This is a genomic window from Streptococcus sp. oral taxon 071 str. 73H25AP (assembly GCF_000146755.1).
GTDB lineage: Bacteria > Bacillota > Bacilli > Lactobacillales > Streptococcaceae > Streptococcus > Streptococcus oralis_T.
In genome coordinates this window covers 463,353-480,981 of record NZ_GL397254.1, presented here as the reverse complement: position 1 = coordinate 480,981, position 17,629 = coordinate 463,353, and the positions used below count along the sequence as shown (strand labels likewise).

Below are 17,629 nucleotides of genomic sequence, written 5' to 3'. Positions count from 1 at the left end.
TCTCACGACTTTCTGATAGAATCTTGTGGATACTGCGCACGCGCACCTCCAATTAATTTTGGACGGCTAGCTAGAGCCGTAACATGGGCATGCCCAATCTCACGCAAAACTGGTCGAATCGGAACCTGAACATGCTTGACATGCATGCCAATTGCAGTGTCTCCGATATCCAATCCAGCATGAGCCTTGATAAATTCAACCTCAACTGGATCCTGCATAAATTTGAAGGCTGCCAACTGACCCGAACCTCCTGCATGAAGTGTAGGAAGGACACTGACGATTTCAAGACCAAACTGCTCTGCCACCTGACGTTCAACGACGAGGGCTCGATTGACATGTTCACAACCTTGAACAGCTAGATGAATCCCATTTTCTTCTAGGATATCTAGGATAGTCTTCACAATAATTTCCCCAATTTCTTGACTGGATTCCTTGCCAATCTGACCACCTATCACCTCACTAGAAGAAAGGCCCAAAACAAAGATAGCTCCTTGCTTCAAATCAGCCTTTTCTAATACATCTTCTACAATCTGGCTTGTTGCTCTTTGAATGTCTTTTTCCTTCATACTTGATACCTCTTTTATCACTATCTATCATATCTTTTTTTACTGATTTTATCAAGGCCAACTAATCATTCTGATTTTTAATAGCAAAACTCCCAGAATTGACTGGGAGTTAGCTAGTTGCTATTTTATTGATGTATATTTCAACTGTCGTCCCTTTTTCGGGTGCAGAATTAATCTTCATCTGGTAATTGTCTCCAAAATGGAGTTTGAGTCGTTGGTCGACATTTTGTAGGCCAACTCCCCCACGTTTGAGCTGACTTTGACTACTATCGTCAGGATTTTGGAAACCAACGCCATCATCCTCAATGCGGATGATTAGTCCTGAATCCTTTTTCTGGACGGAAACTTTAATATGTCCCTGTCCATCTTTCTCCTTGATGCCGTGATAAAGGGCATTTTCTACAAGGGGTTGTAGCACCAGTTTAGGCAAGACTAAATTATCAAAGTCAGGATCTTCAGCAATTTCATACTCCAGCTTATCCCCATAACGTTGTTTCTGGATAAAGAGATACTGGCGGACATGATTGATTTCATCAGAAAGAGAAATCAAATCCTTTCCTTGATTGAGCGCCAAGCGGAAATAGGTTGCCAAGGACTTGGTCACCTGAACCACTCGCTGACTATCCTGAAATTCAGCCATCCAGATGATAGTGTCCAAAGTGTTGTAGAGGAAATGAGGGTTAATCTGGCTTGACAAGGCTTGAAGTTCATACTGCCGGGTCGCTTCTTCCTGCCTGCGCACATCTGCCATCAGCTGATCAATCTGATCCAACATGGCATTAAACTGGCGAGTCACTTCTCTCAGTTCATAGGCACCAGTTTCTTTGGCACGCAGATTTTGAGCACCAGAAGCAATTTCCAGCATGGTTTCTCTCAGGTCCTTCAAGGGGGCGATCCAGCGCTTGAGACTGAACCACACCAAGCAGAGACAGGCAAGAAGAGATGTGACACTGGCCCCAAGCAAGGTCCACAAGAGCTGACTCCGAAACTGGTCTAACTTCTCCAGCGAAGACACTCCTATAACCGTCCAATCAGTCCCTGCAATCTGTTCCTGACTAACGTAGGATTGATGGTCCAGCGTATAGCCCTGTCCCGTCTCAATGTAGGGTTTCATAGCCTCCATTTCACTCGCTGAGCTATAGACAGTACGTTTAGGATGGTAGACAAATTCATGATTTTCATTGATGATAAAGGCAAAACCCTGCTGGCCCAACTGGAGTTGGTTGAGATAGGCTTCCAGAGTTTCATAGGAAATATCCAAGCGAAGCACACCAAGATTGGCTCCCTTTGCATCAACAAGTTCCTGAGTAACAGAAATGACCCATTGACTATCTGATTTACGAGCTGGTGTCAAAACTGGCTTAGCTCCCTGATGGATAGCCTTTTGGTACCAATCCTCAGCCATCATATCTGAGGAAGTTTTCATCTGCACACTGTCATCTGTGGAAATAACCTGACCAGATTTGGTGACCAGTACCACCATTTTCAAGTCCTGGTCTGCCTTTAAGATGGTCAAAAACAGATCTCGGATTTCCTTGACCTTATCTTGACTAGGATTCTCAGCATAGGCTAACACATCCTTCTGCTGGGTCAAACTGGTCGAGGTGGTTTCTAATTTTTTGATATAAGACTGAATAAAGTGGCTAGTCTGGCTAATGGTCGTTTGGCTATTGCCTTCAATGGTAGCTTCAATGGCTGATGAACTAGATTGATAGTAGAAAGTCCCAACCAGAGCTAGGAGAATGAGAAAGACCAGAAAGATGGAAATAACCATTCTGACTAGGAGAGAAGAACGCTTCATTGACCTTCCCCCTTCTTAAACTGACGAGGCGTCACACCTGCAATCTGTTTAAAGCGTTGGGTAAAGTAGTTCATATCTTCAAAACCAACCTTTTCGGCTATCTCATAAATCTTTAAATCCGTTGTCAAGAGCAAGAGCTTGGCTTGTTTGACACGCTCTCTCACCAAATAATCCTGAAAAGGTAGGCCCAACTCTTTCTTAATCAAGGAGCTCAGATAAGTCGGACTAAAGCCCAAGTCACTGGCCAAAGACTTTAAACTAAACTGGCTATCAGCCAGATGGGACTGGATCTTCTGAGCCAGATTTCCCTCAAACTTATCGGTTAATAAATCTTGTAACTGCTCTTCCTTCTCTTCCTTATCTAGTTTTTGCTTGATTTTCCCCAACATTTCCTCAATATCCTGACGAGAAAAGGGCTTAAGCAGATAGTCATCTACACCTAGTTTGACAGCAGACAAGGCATAATCAAAATCATCGTAACCCGTTAAAAATACCAAATGCACTTGTGGATAGGTTTCTCGTACCAGACTGGCCAACTGGATGCCATTTAGCTGAGGCATGTTGATATCGGTTAAAATGATATCCGGCACTTGTTGTTGAATCAATTCCCAAGCCTGTCTTCCATTTTCAGCCTGACCGATGATTTTCATATCGTAGGCTGCTACATTGACCAGTTTGGTCAAGCCTTGTCTTACCAGATATTCATCTTCTACGATTAAGATTGTGTAGGTCATGCTCTGCTCCTTTGTCACTTACTAGTATCAGTATAGCAAAATTCTCCTCTAACCGCTTAGGAAAGCCCTCTTATACTCAATGAAAATCAAATAGCAAACTAGGAAGCTAACCGCAGGTTGTGCAAAGTTCAGCTTTGAGGTTGTAGATAAAACTGACAAAGTCAGCTCAAAAACACTGTTTTGAGGTTGTAGATGAAACTGACGAAGTCAGTAACTATACGTATGGGGACGGTAAGGCGACGCTGAAGTAGTTTGAAGAGTCTTAATCGACATAATCTAGTAAATAAGCATAGCCTTTTTCTTCCATTTGGTCTTTGGGAATAAAGCGGATAGAAAGACTATTGATACAGTAGCGCAAGCCTCCCTTGTCCTTTGGTCCATCCGTAAAGACATGACCAAGGTGAGAATCTCCAACTCGGCTTCTTACTTCCATGCGCGTCATATTGTAAGACTTATCTTCCTTGTAAGTGGCAACATCCGGGCTGATAGGTTGTGTGAAACTAGGCCATCCGCAACCAGACTCAAACTTATCCTTTGATGAAAAGAGGGGTTCACCAGTTGCCACATCCACATAGATACCGGATTCAAATTTATCCCAGTAGCGATTGGAAAAAGCTCGTTCCGTTTGATTTTTCTGGGTGACGGCATACTCCTCAGTTGACAAGGTCTTTTTCAATTCCTCATCACTTGGTTTAGGATATTTGCTGGCATCGATGACGGGATATGCAGCCTGATTGACATTGATATGACAGTAGCCATTTGGATTTTTCTTGAGGTAGTCTTGATGATAGTCCTCAGCCACCACAAAATTTTTCAAGGGTTCCTTTTCAACTGCCAGAGGTTGGTCATATTTTTTAGCAACTTCATCAAAGACTTGATTGATTACTTCCAAATCCTTGTCATCTGTGTAATAAACGCCGGTACGATACTGAGTCCCCACATCATTTCCTTGTTTATTTTTGCTGGTTGGATTGATAATGCGGAAGTAATGAAGCAGGATTTCTTTGAGGGAAATTTGGTTGGCGTCATAGGTGACATGGACAGTCTCTGCATGTCCTGTTTGGTTAATCAATTCGTACTTGGTTGTTTCCCCTCTACCATTTGCATAGCCTGAAACGGCATCTGTCACTCCAGGCACGCGTGAGAAGTATTCCTCCACTCCCCAGAAACATCCCCCAGCTAGATAAATTTCGTGCAAGTCTGCGTCTTTGCTAATCTCTGTTTTTTTCACTGTTTTTCCTCCTTGGCTAACTGACGCTTTCTCAATTTGCGAGCTATCTGTCTGGCCTGCATTTCGCATCAATAGAAAATAGAAACCGCTTATGGCTAGGAGAATGACCCCTGCCAAGACAAACAATTTTACTTTATCATTCATGATCTTTCTCTACCCCATTTCTTTCAATGTCTTTAAAATCATATCCTTATCCATAAAACCTGGTTGCGTTTTGACCAGCTTGCCTCCCTTGTCTATAAAGGCTTGAGTCGGGTAAGAACGAATACCATAACTTTCCAAAAGTTTGCCTGACGGATCAATTAGAACTGGAAAATTTTTATAATCCAAGCCCTTGTACCAGTTCTTAAAGTCCGCTTCTGCTTGCTCCCCCTTGTGGCCAGGAGATACCACTGTCAAAACTACGTAGTCATCACCAGCATCCTTAGCAATTTCGTCCGTATCTGGAAGGCTGGCTAGACAGATGGAACACCAAGAAGCCCAGAATTTAAGATAGACTTTCTTGCCTTTGTAGTCAGATAAACGATAGGTCTTACCATCTACTCCTGTTAGTTCAAAATCAGCGACTGCCTGACCTTTAGTCGCAGTTTGCGCACCGACTTGTTCTGTTTTGGTTTGCTCCTTCATAGTTGATTCGTCTGACATGTTTTTAGCCGAACAAGCTGCCAAGCAACAGATTGAGCCTACTCCAAGTAGACATGTTTGCCATTTCTTCATTTCTTCTTCCTCTCTATTCAAATAATCTTGTCAAAATAGAAGCATTTCCCAAAAGCACCAAGATTCCCATCAGGATAATGAGGAAACCACCCACTTTTTTGAGGGTTCCGAGGTAAGGATGGAGTTTTCGAAAATGTTTCAAAACATAGCTGGAGGCGAGAGCTAGAACCAAAAATGGTAGCGCCAAACCTAGCGTGTAAACCAACATGAGACCAGCTCCCTGCCAAGCACCTGAGCCACCTGAAGCCGCTAAGGCCAAAACAGACCCCAGAACTGGCCCCACACATGGCGTCCAAGCAAAACTAAAGGTCAACCCCAGTAAAAATGCCTGACTATAGCCGTTAGCGTTTTGACCCTGTCTCTTTAATTGTAGCCTTTTTTCCTTGTAGAGCCCCTTCAAATGTAAGACTTCCATCTGGTGTAAGCCCAAGAGAATGATAACTGCACCTGTCACATACTGAAACCAAGAAGCATACAGCAAATTGCCTAAAAAACCAGCTCCATAGCCCAGTAAGATAAAGATAAAAGAAATCCCCGCTATAAAGGCCAGAGTTCGCACTAAACTAACAAGTGAGATTGAAAATTTTCCGCTAGAAGCCTGAGCATCATTCTTATCATCCAATAAGACTCCTGCATAGACTGGCAACAAGGGTAAAATACAAGGAGAAAAGAAGGAAAGAATTCCAGCAAGAAAAACACTGATAAAAAAGATTACATTGTCCATATCTTTTCACTCTTCTTTCTTTTGATAAGTCTATTATAATTCCCAACTCTAAGAAAAAACAGGGACAATGATAGGGAAAAATAGGAATTTAATCAGTTTATTTAGAAATCTGGTACAAAAAAAGCCAGACAAGGTCTGACTTTGGTAGAAACAGAAAAGAGAATCACCTGTCTTCCCTACTTATCTGGTAATAAATAAGGTCCGCAACGTAGTCTTTTCTCTCCACACCATTGGCAATAGTTTTTAGATAAGACATTCCCGCTTTTTCCATGACACGGCCTGAAGCTAGGTTGAGACTAGCGTAACGAGCTCTGACTTTTTGAAAGCCTGCTTGAGTAAAACAAAAGTCTAACACAGCTTTCAAGGCCTCCGTCATCATACCACGACCCCAATAATTTTTTCCTAAAATATAGCCAATTTCACAACTTGAATCTTTCTCATTCATCTCAACGATGCTGATATCTCCTATCACTTGCCCAGGATTTTCTTTGAGACAAATCGCCCATTTGTAATAGTTGGGATTAGTATAGGATGCAACCCAATTTCGAATCGAGTTCCGAGTCACTTCAACATCAGGATGAGGATCCCAGGTGACATAGGTCAGGTTCTCAGGAGACGAAGCCCAATTTTGAAACATGGCTTCCGCATCACTCTCCACAAATCTTCTCAAGATTAAACGTTCTGTCTGTAACATTTGTGTACCGATTGCTTTCATAATGTTACCTCGCTTTCTAAGCTTAAGGCTCAAGCTAAAAAGGTCCACTGGACCTTCTTCGCTTTCTCATTTCTAGGCTCAGGGTAAAAACCTCCACTGGAGGTTCCTCGTTTTCCCGTTTCTAGACTCGGGCTGAAAACCTCCACTGGAGGTTTTCACTCCCAAAAGTCATCAAATACGGTGATGGGTAGGTGGCGTTTATGTTGGCCTTTGTGCCACCAGTTTTCAATAGTCGCTTGGGCTTCTGGGCTGATTGTTTTTCCTTCGAGGTAGTCATCAATTTCATTGTAAGTGACTCCAAGTGCGACTTCGTCTGCAATACCTGGTTTTTCTTCTTCCAAATCTGCTGTTGGGATTTTTTCATAAAGGGCTGGGTCTGCACCAAGTTCCTTCAAAAGTTGTTTTCCTTGGCGTTTATTGAGGCGGTAAAGAGGGAGAATGTCTGCACCACCATCACCAAACTTAGTAAAGAAACCTGTGATATTTTCCGCAGCATGGTCTGTACCAATGACCGCTCCGCTATGGGCACCCGCAAGGGCATATTGGGCAATCATACGACTACGAGCTTTAATATTGCCCTTGTTAAAGTCTGAAACAGGACTTCCTGTCGCTTCAACTGCAGCTGCCATGGCATCAGCTGATTCCTTGATATTCACAACCAAGCTGACATCTGGTTGGATGAAAGCAAGAGCTTTTTGAGCATCTGCTTCATCAGCTTGCACGCCATAGGGCAGGCGGACAGCGATAAATTGGTAGCTGTCATCTCCTGTCTCTGCTCGCATTTCTTCCATAGCTAATTGCGCCAAGCGCCCTGCTAAGGTTGAGTCCTGACCTCCAGAAATCCCTAGTACAAAAGTTTTAAGGAAGGGGTGTTTTTTCAAGTATCTCTTTAAGAAATCAATCGAACGACGGATTTCTTCCTGAGCGTCAATCACTGTCTTGACACCCAGTTGCTGGATAATGGTCTCTTGCAAACTCATTCTTATTCTCCTTCACCAAGGGCTTCTTTGCGCATCTTGTCAATCAAGTCCATCTTATCTTGCCAAATATCATGCGCCAAATCTACTGGATAGTGCTGTGGATTGAGTACCCGTTTATACTCATCCCAAAGCTTGTCAAATTCTTTGCGAGCATAGGACTGAATCTCGGTCAAACTAGGCAAATTGTAAACCAATTCCCCTTCTTTAAAGATGTCTACCAAGAGAGGAACAGCATCAAAGTTTCGAACGGTCTTCTTGATGTAAGTATAGGTCGGATGGAACATTTTGATTTCTGTCATGCTGGCAACATCCACACCGTCATAGGTGATGTAGTCACCTTCTGACTTGCCTTTTTCACGACTGGTAATGCGCCACACCTGTTTCTTACCTGGCGTTGATACTTTTTCAGCATTATTAGACAGTTTGATGGTATTGCGCATACGACCATTCTCATCTTCGATAGCTACAATCTTATAAACTGCCCCAAGAGCTGGCTGATCATAGGCTGTAATCAGCTTGGTTCCCACACCCCAGACATCAATCTTGGCCTTTTGCATCTTGAGGTTGAGAATAGTATTTTCATCCAAATCATTAGAAGCATAGATCTTAGCCTCTGTAAAGCCAGCCTCGTCCAGTTGCTGACGGACTTTCTTGGAAATGTAGGCAATGTCCCCAGAGTCGATCCGCACACCCATAAAGTTAATCTGATCACCCAGCTCACGCGCCACCTGAATGGCAGCTGGCACACCGATTCGCAACGTGTCATAAGTATCTACTAGAAAGACACAGTCACGATGGGTCGCCGCATAAGCCTTGAACGCTTCATAGTCGTTTCCATAAACTTGTACCAAGGCATGGGCATGAGTCCCCAAGACAGGAATATCAAAGAGTTTACCAGCACGCACGTTGCTGGTTCCATCGGCGCCACCAATCACGGCTGCGCGTGTTCCCCAGATAGCTGCATCCATTTCTTGCGCACGACGTGTCCCAAACTCCATCAAGGGTTCATCTTCAATAACCGAACGAATACGTGCCGCCTTAGTCGCTATCAAGGTTTGAAAGTTAACGATGTTTAAAAGAGCAGTTTCAACCAATTGACATTGGGCTAGAGGGCCTTCCACCTGCACAATTGGCTCATTAGCAAAAACCAAGTCCCCTTCCTGGGCAGAACGAACCGTCAACTCCAACTTGAGATTGCGGAGGTAGTCTAAGAATGCCCCGTGATAGCCAAGCGACTCCAAGTAGGCAATATCGCTATCTGAAAAGTGCAAGTCTTTAAGATAGTTCACAATTCTTTCCAAACCAGCAAAAACCGCATAGCCGTTCTGAAAAGGTTGCTGGCGGAAATAAACTTCAAAAACCGCCTTTTTATTGTGAATCCCTTGGTCAAAGTAAACCTGCATCATGTTGATCTGGTACAAGTCCGTGTGTAATGTCAAACTATCATCTGGATACATCTGTTTTCCTTCTTCCTTCTTTATAAAGGTATGAACGTATTCTACCACTTTCACACCATCCGATAAATTTAGTACTATTATAACACATTTTACCGAGATTGATAAAAAGCTAACAAGCTATTCTCCATTCTCCAGTTCATCCATATCTTGCTCAAACTTTTTTTGAGCCCATTCGCCATAACTTTTAAGGCCGAGATTGCCGATAAAAACCCAAGGAAGGTAAATCAGATAAGTAATGACCCAAGCAGACAAGTATTTAACGTTCAAAGGATTGTGCTGATAAATTTCTATGTTAAATTGATAATTCTCCAACATCAAGAGAGTCGTAATAGCGAGAGTTACCAGCAAACACCCTAAAATTGTAAAATGAAAACGACTATAGTAGTTCACACCCAAATCTCGAGAACGGCCGAAAAAGTAAGAAGTTCCAATAATGATAATGATGAGAATCATTCTCGGATTAAAAAGACTTGGTGCTAATACTGCAATCATATAAGATAAAATCAAGAAAGCTATAGAGATATAGAAACTTTCAGCCCCCGCTTTATTCATCAGTTGTTCTTCTCTTTCGTCTAATAATTGATAATAAAAAAATCTATTTTTCATCTTCTTCCTCCCAAACTTGCTGATTTCTGCGATTCAAGTATAGAATAACTCGGTCCATAGAATAACTCCCAACGAGATAGATGATAACTGCTAGAACCACTTTTAGGGAGTACTTCCAAGTCAATAGACTGACCAGTTCCTCGCGATTGCCTACGATATCAATCAATAAAACCACTATAGAAAATCCCAAAGCAGATAAAATTCTTTCTTTTCCAGTATTCTCAACAATATCTCGAATATCAATTCCTACATACATGCGGCGAATAATGGCATACAAACCTACTCCAATCAATAAAAGTAATTCTGGTGAATAGGATAGAAGCGTTAAATTAAAAATATAAACTTTGGCAAAAATTTCCAGTGCCAAAAATAGGCACATTCCCAAAAGAATTTCTCCTGAAATCTTTCCATCCAATTTTTCCGTACGTTCATCTTTGATCACAAGTTTTTTTCTATTTTTCATCTTCTTCCTCCCAAAATAGTTGGTCTAATGTTTTTCCTAAGCATCTGCAAATGGACTGGCAGAGGGAGAGACTAGGATTGTATTTCCCAGCTTCAATCAAGCCTATAGTCTGCCTAGTAACGCCCACAGCTTCTGCCAAATCCCCTTGTGTTAAATCACGCTCCACCCGAGCTAATTTTAATTTTAAATTTTTAGCCACTAGCGTCCTCCTTCACATTTTTAAAAGTTGCGCTTCTTTTAAAAACATTATACCATATATCTAACTTAATGCAATATATAAATGTCATTTTGTGAGATTTTATTAACAAAAAAACTCTCTACTACAAAAAATAGAGAGCGTTGCCTTTAAATATAGGATTTCAAAATATCAACGACATCACTTCTTTTCTTGACCTGATGGGCCTTGATGCCCAATTTCTGAGCTGCGTTTGTATTGTCCTCAATATCGTCTAGAAAGACACAATTTGTAGGATCTAGCTGGTATTTATCGAGAATCTCCTTAAACATTACCAAATCAGGCTTTATAGCTTTTATATCACAGGATAAGACAAAGCCATCTAAAAGTTCTTTTAAGGGAGATAGTTGCTCTTCCAGCAAGTCATAAAATACCTTTGAGGTATTGGACAAGACAAAGATGCGATGCCCCTTTTTCTTTAGTTCTGACAAGACAGGAAAAACTTCCGTATAAATGTCAATGTAGCTAGACCAGTTCCAGATAACTTCTTCGACCTTCTTTTGATAGGTCCTGCCAATCATTGACACAACTTTAAGCACCAACTCTTCTCTCGTCATGGTTCCAAGATCTAATCTTTCCCAAAGTCCCGACTGAAAAATGGCCTTATCTAAAATCAAATATTCTTCCTTCGTATCCGAAACACCTTGCAAAATCTTATCTTTGTTCCATTCTAATAAAACGTTGCCCATATCTAGTATGATATCCATTAGCCCACCTCCATAGCGATGTGAAGATTTCCTCTTTGATTTATACTTTCATATTTAGCTTACAAATCCTTTTGGTAATAGTATCTTTGTCCTGTATAGGGATAGTCTTGCAAGGTAAAGACTTCCTTGTAGCCATGCCTTTTATAAAAATCTGGCGCCTGAAACTGGTAAGTATTGACAAAAGCAAAACGACAGTTTCGATTCTTGGCTTCATTTTCTGCTCGCTGCAATAGTTTTGAACCGATTCCTTGTCCTCGCAATTCCTCTTTCACAAACAAATACTCGATTTCCAACCAATTTCCGAAAGTCTCTGCTACTAAGCCTGCCAAGAGATTACCCTTTTCGTCTTCAACATAAAGATTCAGTGGCTCGCTTTCAGCCTCTTCTCTTTTGGAACGATTATAAGAACGAATCAGATTTCCTATTTCTTGTGCTTTATGCGATTCCTTATTTTCCAATCCAAAGTGCATCCAAACCTCCTTCGAACTGTTACAGCTTGATTATAATCTTATTTCAATAGACTGTCAAACTAGAAAAAAACTCACCAAGCAGAGTTGATGAGTTCATGAGTTATTTTCTAAATTTCCACTGGCTATAAATTCCGAAACCGATAATCCAGATAGCTGAACCAATTGCTCCCATAAAAGTAGATTCTTGTAAAAAGAGGGTTACAAAGACAAAGATAAAGAAGAGAATGGTTAAAGGATTTAGAAAACGGTAATGGGGCATGAGGTAGCCATCCGCCATGAAGTCTTGTGACTTGCGGTATTTGAGATGAGCCACCATGATCAAGATATAAATCGCGATGTAAACACCTGATGAAGACGCCGTAATCAAAGCAAAGGCATCGGAAACACCTGGCAAAACATTGATAAAGGCAGCCAGAGCAATCAAGATTGCTGAAGCAATAATAGCATTTTGTGGAACATTATGGCGAGAGAGAGTATCTGCCTTGATCGCTTTTAGGAAGCGATTGGGTGAATCATGAGCAATCTGGTAGAGGTGTCGCCCTGTTGAATAGAGGGTTGAATTAAGAGCAGATGCTGCCGACGTCAAAACAACGAAGTTAATCAGAGCTGCCGCCCACTTGATACCTGCCAGCTCAAAAACCGTTACAAATGGTGAATCTGAAGAAGCAAGTTCTCTCCAGGGAATAATAGACATAATGGCTAATAGAGCACCACCATAGAAGAAGACAATTCGGAGAGGAATTTCCTTAACAGCTTTGGGCAAAACTTGACGAGGATTCTTCGTTTCAGAGGTTGTCACTCCGATAAATTCAATCATCAGATAGGCAAAAAATACCATTTGAAAGGCCATGACAAAGTTCATGACTCCATTTGGGAAAAGAGAGAATTGATTGCTGATATTTGCCAGACTTGCAGCACCATATGGTGTTTCAAATCCTGTCAAGACCATAAAGACCCCTGTTGCAATCATAGCTAAAATAGCCACAATCTTAACCATAGCAAACCAAAACTCGACTTCTCCAAAGAGCTTAACCGCAATCAGATTAACCAAGGCCAAAATCGTTAAAAAAACAATCTGAATCAACCAACTAGGCCAAGAAGGAAACCAAAACTGAACATAATGCGAAATCGCAGTGATTTCTGCCATACCGATAAATACAACAGACAACCAATAAGACCAAACAGAGAAATACCCCCAGCCTTTCCCCAAATGACGGGTGATAAAGTTGATAAAAGTATGTTGTTCTGGATCCTGATATAGCATCTCCCCAACAGCCCTCATCATCAAAAACATAAAGGCTCCTGTAATCATGTAAATCAGGATGATAGAAGGTCCAGTAAGGCTGATAGAACGACCAGCACCTAGGAAAAGTCCTGTTCCGATTGTCCCCGCAATGGCCATCACCTGAACATGGCGATTGGTTAAACCACGCTCCATTTTATTTTTTTTCTTATTTGAACTCATATAGTCTCCTATTTATTCAAAAAATCAAAAAGGAGTTGAGCAAGTCAAGACCTCCACTACTCCGTTTTCATTCTATTTAGGCTGTTTTTTCAACCTTTAAAATTTTGACATCGTAACTACCAACAGGTGTCTCAATCGTAACAATATCGCCTGTTTTTTTGCCGATCAAAGCTTGTCCAATCGGACTTTCATTTGATACCTTCCCAGCGAAAGCATCCGCACCTGCAGAACCGACGATGATGTAAACTTCCTCTTCCTCTTCACCGATTTCTTGGATGGTTACGGTCTTACCGATAGCTACCTCATCTTGGGCAACTGCATCGCTATTAACAATTTCAGCATAGCGAATTTTGGTTTCTAGACTTGAAATTTGTCCTTCAACAAAAGCTTGTTCATCCTTAGCTGCTTCGTACTCGCTGTTTTCTGAAAGATCCCCGTACGAACGAGCAATTTTGATACGCTCTACTACTTCAGGACGACGAACGAGTTTCAATTCTTCTAATTCTTTTTCTAACTTTTTCTTTTCTTCAAGGGTCATTGGGTAAGTTTTTTCTGCCATTTTTTCAACTTTCTTTTCTATTACTTTTTTAAAACAAAATTATGTGGAAAACCACATAATTTTAGTTTGAACTACTTGATTGTGTTAATTTACTATTGATATGTTCTGCAACGTTTTGGTCATGCTCTTCTTTTGTCGTTGCAAAGTATACTTTACCGTCTTCAACATTAGCTACAAAGTATAAGTACTCACTCTTTGTCTGATTTACACTTGCTTCAATCGCATCGAGGCTTGGACTATCAACTGGTCCGGGCATGAGGCCAAGATGTGTATAAACATTATAAGGTGAATCAATCGTAGTATCAATTGCAGTATCATCAGCCAAGCTAATCTTTTGGCCAAGTTTTCCTTCAGCATACAAGATAGCAATGTTGCTTTGAAGTGGCATACCAAGATTCAAGCGGTTATAGAAGACTCCCGCAATCAATTTACGATCTTCGGTCTTAGCACCTTCTTTTTCGACAAGAGAAGCAATACTGAGCAATTCATTAACTGTCAGATTCTTTTCTTTTATCGTAGTGTAGTACGGTGACATGGCCTTGTCCATAGCTGCTAACATATCATCAATCAAGCTTTCAACTGTGGTGCTGTCTTTGATAGTATAGGTTGCTGGGAAAAGGTAACCTTCAAGGCGATAACGAACACCACTGTCTTTTGTTGGAAGACTTCCAAGAAGGTTTGGATACTTGGCTACTAGTTGGGAGATGAAGGTTTCATCTTGAGCTTTTGCCAGGAAAGCATCCGCTGTAAGAGGTTCTTTAAAATCACCTTGGAGTTGACCTACTGTCTGAGCAATTTGCTCTAAGGTATAACCTTCCGGAATAGTTAAGTTCGCAAGCACTGGTTCTTGAGGTTCAGGAGTTCCACCTTTTTGCAATTCTTGAATTAAGTCATCCGTACTCATGCTTTTCTTCAAATTGTAATAACCTGACTTCAAGTCTGAACCCTTATACTTAGCATAAATACTAAAGATAAGTCCATGTTTGACCAAACCAGATTTTTCCAAAGTGCTCCCAATTTGTTGCACATTTGATCCTTCTGGAATTTGAACTGTCATATACTCCTTAGAGCTCGCATCAACAGGTTTCAAAGAGTCTTGAACATAACCGTACCCAAAGTATCCACCAGCAGCCACAAGTACCAAGAGAACTAAAAAGGTTACTAGGAAACCTTTGGCTTTTGATTTTTTCTTTTTCTTGGTTGGCTTTTTACCTTTACGGCGACGGTTACGACGTGATTCCTCCGTTAATCTGTCTGAGGATCCAGTTGAAGCTAGCGCTTCAGCTTTATTCTCAGAAGAAGCAACTGATGTATTGGCCTCTTCTGTCTTATAAGTCACATCTATCTTGGTCGGAGTATCGTTAAATTCTTTTTCTTCAGGTTCAAGTTCAACTGGTTCCACCTTAGGTTGAACGGACTCCACTACAGGTTCTTCAGCTGGATGAATCGGTTCTACTAGAGGTTCTTCAGATTCTACAACTTCAATCTTGTCAATGACAGGCTGTCTAATCTCTTTCTCTTCTTTTTCATCCGTTTTATCAGCTTCAGCACTCGAAAGTGGAGGAACACTCGGCGCATTCTTTAGAATTTTATCGACAACAGATAGGGAATCAGCTATCAACTCTTCTGTTGAAGCATCCGATTCAGGATTTACAGGAGTTACTGAACTAGCTTGAGATGATGAAGCTGTCAGATTTGGAATGTCTACTTCTTTCTCTCTTCTATCTTGTTCTTTTACTCTCTCTAAATCACGTAGAATCTGATCTTTAAAGCTTAATTTTTCTTCTTCTCTTGATTTTTCAGTCAAAAGCATTACCTCCTTGTTGACAATCCATAATATTATATCTTAAAAGTCGCAGAAAAGCAACCAACTAGGCCATTCCCTAGCTAGTTTTCTTTATTTTCCGGATGCCAAACCATATCATACCAACTTTCACCCGCAAAGCTTGACTGGGATACCCCTTCATTCACAAATCCATGTTTTTCATAATAAGGGATGAGATAGTCATGGCAGGTCAAGTTGATACCTTCTCGTTCATGTTCTAAAGCGACTTCTTTCAGAGCCCTTAACAATCTTTTCCCCACGCCCAAGGCTTGTGCCTCCTTAGCTATGGAGAGACAGGTCACAGAGATATAGCCTCCAGGTCGATGGCTATAGTCTTTTATCTCTTCTGTAAAGGACTGATCTTGTAGATGACGATGTGGGACGACTGGACCTTCAATATACCCAAGTATACGTCCCTCCTTTTCAGCTACGAGAAAACTGGTCTGAATTTCACGTAAGTGCGCCTCAAAGACCAAACGAGGAATCGCTTCTTCAAGGGAGAAATTCTCCAGCTCTATCTCTAAAATTTGATCTAAATCCGAAAATCTTGCTTGTCTGATTTTCATACTTCCTCCTGATAAAAAGGATTGACCCAAATCAGATTCCATCCCGAAAATCTTGCGTACGGAGCCTCTAGCAATTCTCCCGTAGCAAAGTCATTCATCTCAAAATAAGAGAGCAAGTCATCAGGACAAGTCAAGCGAAGATACTCATACCCTCCTTCCACCGCCACTTGTTTCAAGTTAGCAAGAAGAAGGGTCCCCAAGCCTTGCCCGAGATGGTCAGGATGAATAGCAAATGATTTTATTTCTATCCATGTGGGATGAAGAGACTGAGATTCTCCTAAAACATAGCCTAGGAGCTGGTTTTCATCTCTAGCTACAAGAAGGGTAGCCGCAATCTTACGGATACTCTCTTCTAAAAACTCGTAGTTCACCATTTCTTCTGAGGATAAACAAGATTCTTCAATTGCTACAATTCTTCTAAATCCGATAAAGTAGCCCGTCCTATGGTGATTGGAATTTCCATTCTTTTTTCTTATTGGACGTTACTTGTCAAATTAGACAAAAGACGTTCAAATGAGTACTCATAGGTTTGGATATCTCCTGCTCCCATAAAGACATAGACTGCATTATCATGCTCAAGGAGTGGTGATACATTTTCAACTGTGATGACTTGGCTTTTCTTCTTAATTTTATCTGCTAGGTCTTCTACCTTGACGTCACCATGGTCCACCTCACGGGCTGATCCATAGATTTTCGCCAAGTAAACAGCATCTGCCTGGCTCAAAGCTTTAGCAAAATCGTCCAATAGGGCAATGGTTCTAGTAAAAGTGTGTGGTTGGAAGATTGCAACAATTTCCTTGCTTGGGTATTTCTGACGAGCCGCATCTAAGGTCGCAATGATTTCCGTTGGATGGTGGGCGAAATCATCAATAATAATGGTGCCATTGACAACCTTTTCAGTGAAACGACGCTTGACACCAGCAAATGTTTTCAAGTGTTCACGTACCAAGTTCAAGTCAAATCCCGCTGTATAAAGTAAACCAATAACGGCTGTCGCATTCATAATATTGTGACGACCAAAGGTTGGAATGTGGAATTGACCCAACTCTTGTCCGCGGAAATGAACTGTGAAGGTCGAACCAGTCGTAGAACGTAGAAGGTCGCTAGCTACAAAGTCATTGTCCTCAGCTTCAAACCCATAGTAATAGATTGGCGCATTGGCTGTGATCTTACGCAACTCAGCATCCTCACCGTAGACGAATAAACCTTTGGTAATTTGTTTAGCATAGTCATTAAAGGCATTGAAAACATCCTCTAGACTAGTAAAGTAGTCTGGATGGTCAAAGTCAATATTGGTGATAATAGAGTATTCTGGGTGGTAAGGCATGAAATGACGCTCATATTCGTCAGATTCAAAAACAAAATACTTAGCATTTTCAGAACCTCGACCCGTTCCATCCCCAATCAAGAAGCTAGTGTCTGTGATGTGAGACAAAACATGAGACAGCATCCCAGTCGTTGATGTCTTACCATGCGCTCCTGCAACCCCCATGCTGACAAAGTCACGCATAAAGCTGCCTAGGAATTCATGGTAACGTTTGTAGCTGATACCATTTTTGTCGGCATAGGCGATTTCAACATTGTTATCTGGACGAAAGGCATTTCCAGCAATAATTTCAAGATCCCCTTGCAGGTTCTTTTCATCAAAAGGAAGAATCGTAATTCCTGCCTGCTCTAGTCCACGTTGAGTAAAGTAGTATTTTTCAACGTCTGAACCTTGAACCTTGTGTCCCATTTGGTGCAGCATCAAGGCCAAGGCACTCATCCCTGATCCCTTGATTCCAATAAAATGATATGTTTTTGACATG

At 41.4% G+C, this 17,629-nt stretch carries 19 protein-coding genes and 1 pseudogene; all 20 read right to left on the bottom strand.

What is annotated here, in order from left to right; genetic code table 11:
* Positions 1-2: 2 nt before the first annotated feature.
* On the bottom strand, positions 3-566 hold the full coding sequence (locus HMPREF9189_RS04675; RefSeq protein ID WP_000659503.1) for a TIGR01440 family protein: 564 nt from the start codon (positions 564-566) through the stop codon (positions 3-5).
* A 109-nt stretch (positions 567-675) separates the two neighbouring features.
* Positions 676-2,367 carry a sensor histidine kinase gene (locus HMPREF9189_RS04670; protein ID WP_000831089.1) on the bottom strand — a complete coding sequence of 564 codons (1,692 nt, stop codon included), beginning with the start codon at positions 2,365-2,367 and terminating at the stop codon, positions 676-678.
* Positions 2,364-3,101, bottom strand: a complete 738-nt coding sequence (locus HMPREF9189_RS04665; RefSeq protein ID WP_000222637.1) for a response regulator transcription factor — start codon at positions 3,099-3,101, stop codon at positions 2,364-2,366. Before HMPREF9189_RS04665 ends, HMPREF9189_RS04670 begins: the two co-directional genes overlap by 4 nt.
* Before the next feature lie 262 nt (positions 3,102-3,363).
* Positions 3,364-4,476: a peptide-methionine (R)-S-oxide reductase MsrB gene (msrB, locus tag HMPREF9189_RS04660; RefSeq protein WP_000998577.1), complete on the bottom strand. Its 1,113-nt coding sequence runs from the start codon at positions 4,474-4,476 to the stop codon at positions 3,364-3,366.
* Between the two features lie 9 nt (positions 4,477-4,485).
* Positions 4,486-5,049 (bottom strand): redoxin family protein, encoded by a 564-nt coding sequence (locus HMPREF9189_RS04655; protein WP_000759258.1) that lies wholly within the window; start codon positions 5,047-5,049, stop codon positions 4,486-4,488.
* Between the two features lie 13 nt (positions 5,050-5,062).
* Complete coding sequence (gene ccdA2 / locus HMPREF9189_RS04650) at positions 5,063-5,773, bottom strand: thiol-disulfide oxidoreductase-associated membrane protein CcdA2 (RefSeq protein ID WP_000370909.1); 711 nt, start codon at positions 5,771-5,773, stop codon at positions 5,063-5,065.
* A 163-nt stretch (positions 5,774-5,936) separates the two neighbouring features.
* A complete protein-coding gene (locus HMPREF9189_RS04645) occupies positions 5,937-6,488 on the bottom strand; it encodes a GNAT family N-acetyltransferase (RefSeq protein WP_000643826.1) in 552 nt (183 codons plus the stop codon).
* Between the two features lie 155 nt (positions 6,489-6,643).
* Positions 6,644-7,468, bottom strand: coding sequence for an ammonia-dependent NAD(+) synthetase (gene nadE, locus HMPREF9189_RS04640; protein WP_000058068.1), 825 nt, complete (start codon positions 7,466-7,468; stop codon positions 6,644-6,646).
* A 2-nt stretch (positions 7,469-7,470) separates the two neighbouring features.
* The gene (locus tag HMPREF9189_RS04635) at positions 7,471-8,925 is read right to left on the bottom strand and encodes a nicotinate phosphoribosyltransferase (RefSeq protein WP_000283153.1); all 1,455 of its coding nucleotides are present in this window, start codon (positions 8,923-8,925) and stop codon (positions 7,471-7,473) included.
* Between the two features lie 117 nt (positions 8,926-9,042).
* Positions 9,043-9,531, bottom strand: coding sequence for a DUF6773 family protein (locus tag HMPREF9189_RS04630; RefSeq protein WP_000797154.1), 489 nt, complete (start codon positions 9,529-9,531; stop codon positions 9,043-9,045).
* Positions 9,521-9,994 carry a DUF6773 family protein gene (locus HMPREF9189_RS04625; RefSeq protein WP_000797306.1) on the bottom strand — a complete coding sequence of 158 codons (474 nt, stop codon included), beginning with the start codon at positions 9,992-9,994 and terminating at the stop codon, positions 9,521-9,523. The genes HMPREF9189_RS04630 and HMPREF9189_RS04625 overlap by 11 nt, the downstream gene beginning before the upstream one ends.
* Entirely contained in the window at positions 9,984-10,193 is a 210-nt protein-coding gene (locus HMPREF9189_RS04620; RefSeq protein WP_001107502.1) for a helix-turn-helix transcriptional regulator, read from the bottom strand. Before HMPREF9189_RS04620 ends, HMPREF9189_RS04625 begins: the two co-directional genes overlap by 11 nt.
* A 146-nt stretch (positions 10,194-10,339) precedes the next feature.
* Positions 10,340-10,936, bottom strand: a complete 597-nt coding sequence (locus tag HMPREF9189_RS04615; protein WP_000351391.1) for an HAD family phosphatase — start codon at positions 10,934-10,936, stop codon at positions 10,340-10,342.
* A 59-nt stretch (positions 10,937-10,995) separates the two neighbouring features.
* The gene (locus tag HMPREF9189_RS04610; protein WP_000545390.1) at positions 10,996-11,406 is read right to left on the bottom strand and encodes a GNAT family N-acetyltransferase; all 411 of its coding nucleotides are present in this window, start codon (positions 11,404-11,406) and stop codon (positions 10,996-10,998) included.
* Positions 11,407-11,506: 100 nt separating this feature from the next.
* A complete protein-coding gene (locus tag HMPREF9189_RS04605; protein ID WP_000097712.1) occupies positions 11,507-12,871 on the bottom strand; it encodes an amino acid permease in 1,365 nt (454 codons plus the stop codon).
* Between the two features lie 76 nt (positions 12,872-12,947).
* Positions 12,948-13,430, bottom strand: coding sequence for a transcription elongation factor GreA (greA, locus tag HMPREF9189_RS04600; protein WP_000818770.1), 483 nt, complete (start codon positions 13,428-13,430; stop codon positions 12,948-12,950).
* Positions 13,431-13,491: 61 nt separating this feature from the next.
* The gene (gene mltG, locus HMPREF9189_RS04595; RefSeq protein WP_000927550.1) at positions 13,492-15,243 is read right to left on the bottom strand and encodes an endolytic transglycosylase MltG; all 1,752 of its coding nucleotides are present in this window, start codon (positions 15,241-15,243) and stop codon (positions 13,492-13,494) included.
* Positions 15,244-15,317: 74 nt separating this feature from the next.
* Entirely contained in the window at positions 15,318-15,821 is a 504-nt protein-coding gene (locus tag HMPREF9189_RS04590) for a GNAT family N-acetyltransferase (RefSeq protein ID WP_000702411.1), read from the bottom strand.
* Positions 15,818-16,284, bottom strand: a pseudogene (locus HMPREF9189_RS04585) (GNAT family N-acetyltransferase). Before HMPREF9189_RS04585 ends, HMPREF9189_RS04590 begins: the two are co-directional and overlap by 4 nt.
* 9 nt (positions 16,285-16,293) lie before the next feature.
* Positions 16,294-17,628 (bottom strand): UDP-N-acetylmuramate--L-alanine ligase, encoded by a 1,335-nt coding sequence (murC, locus tag HMPREF9189_RS04580; RefSeq protein WP_000048098.1) that lies wholly within the window; start codon positions 17,626-17,628, stop codon positions 16,294-16,296.
* Position 17,629 lies beyond the last annotated feature (1 nt).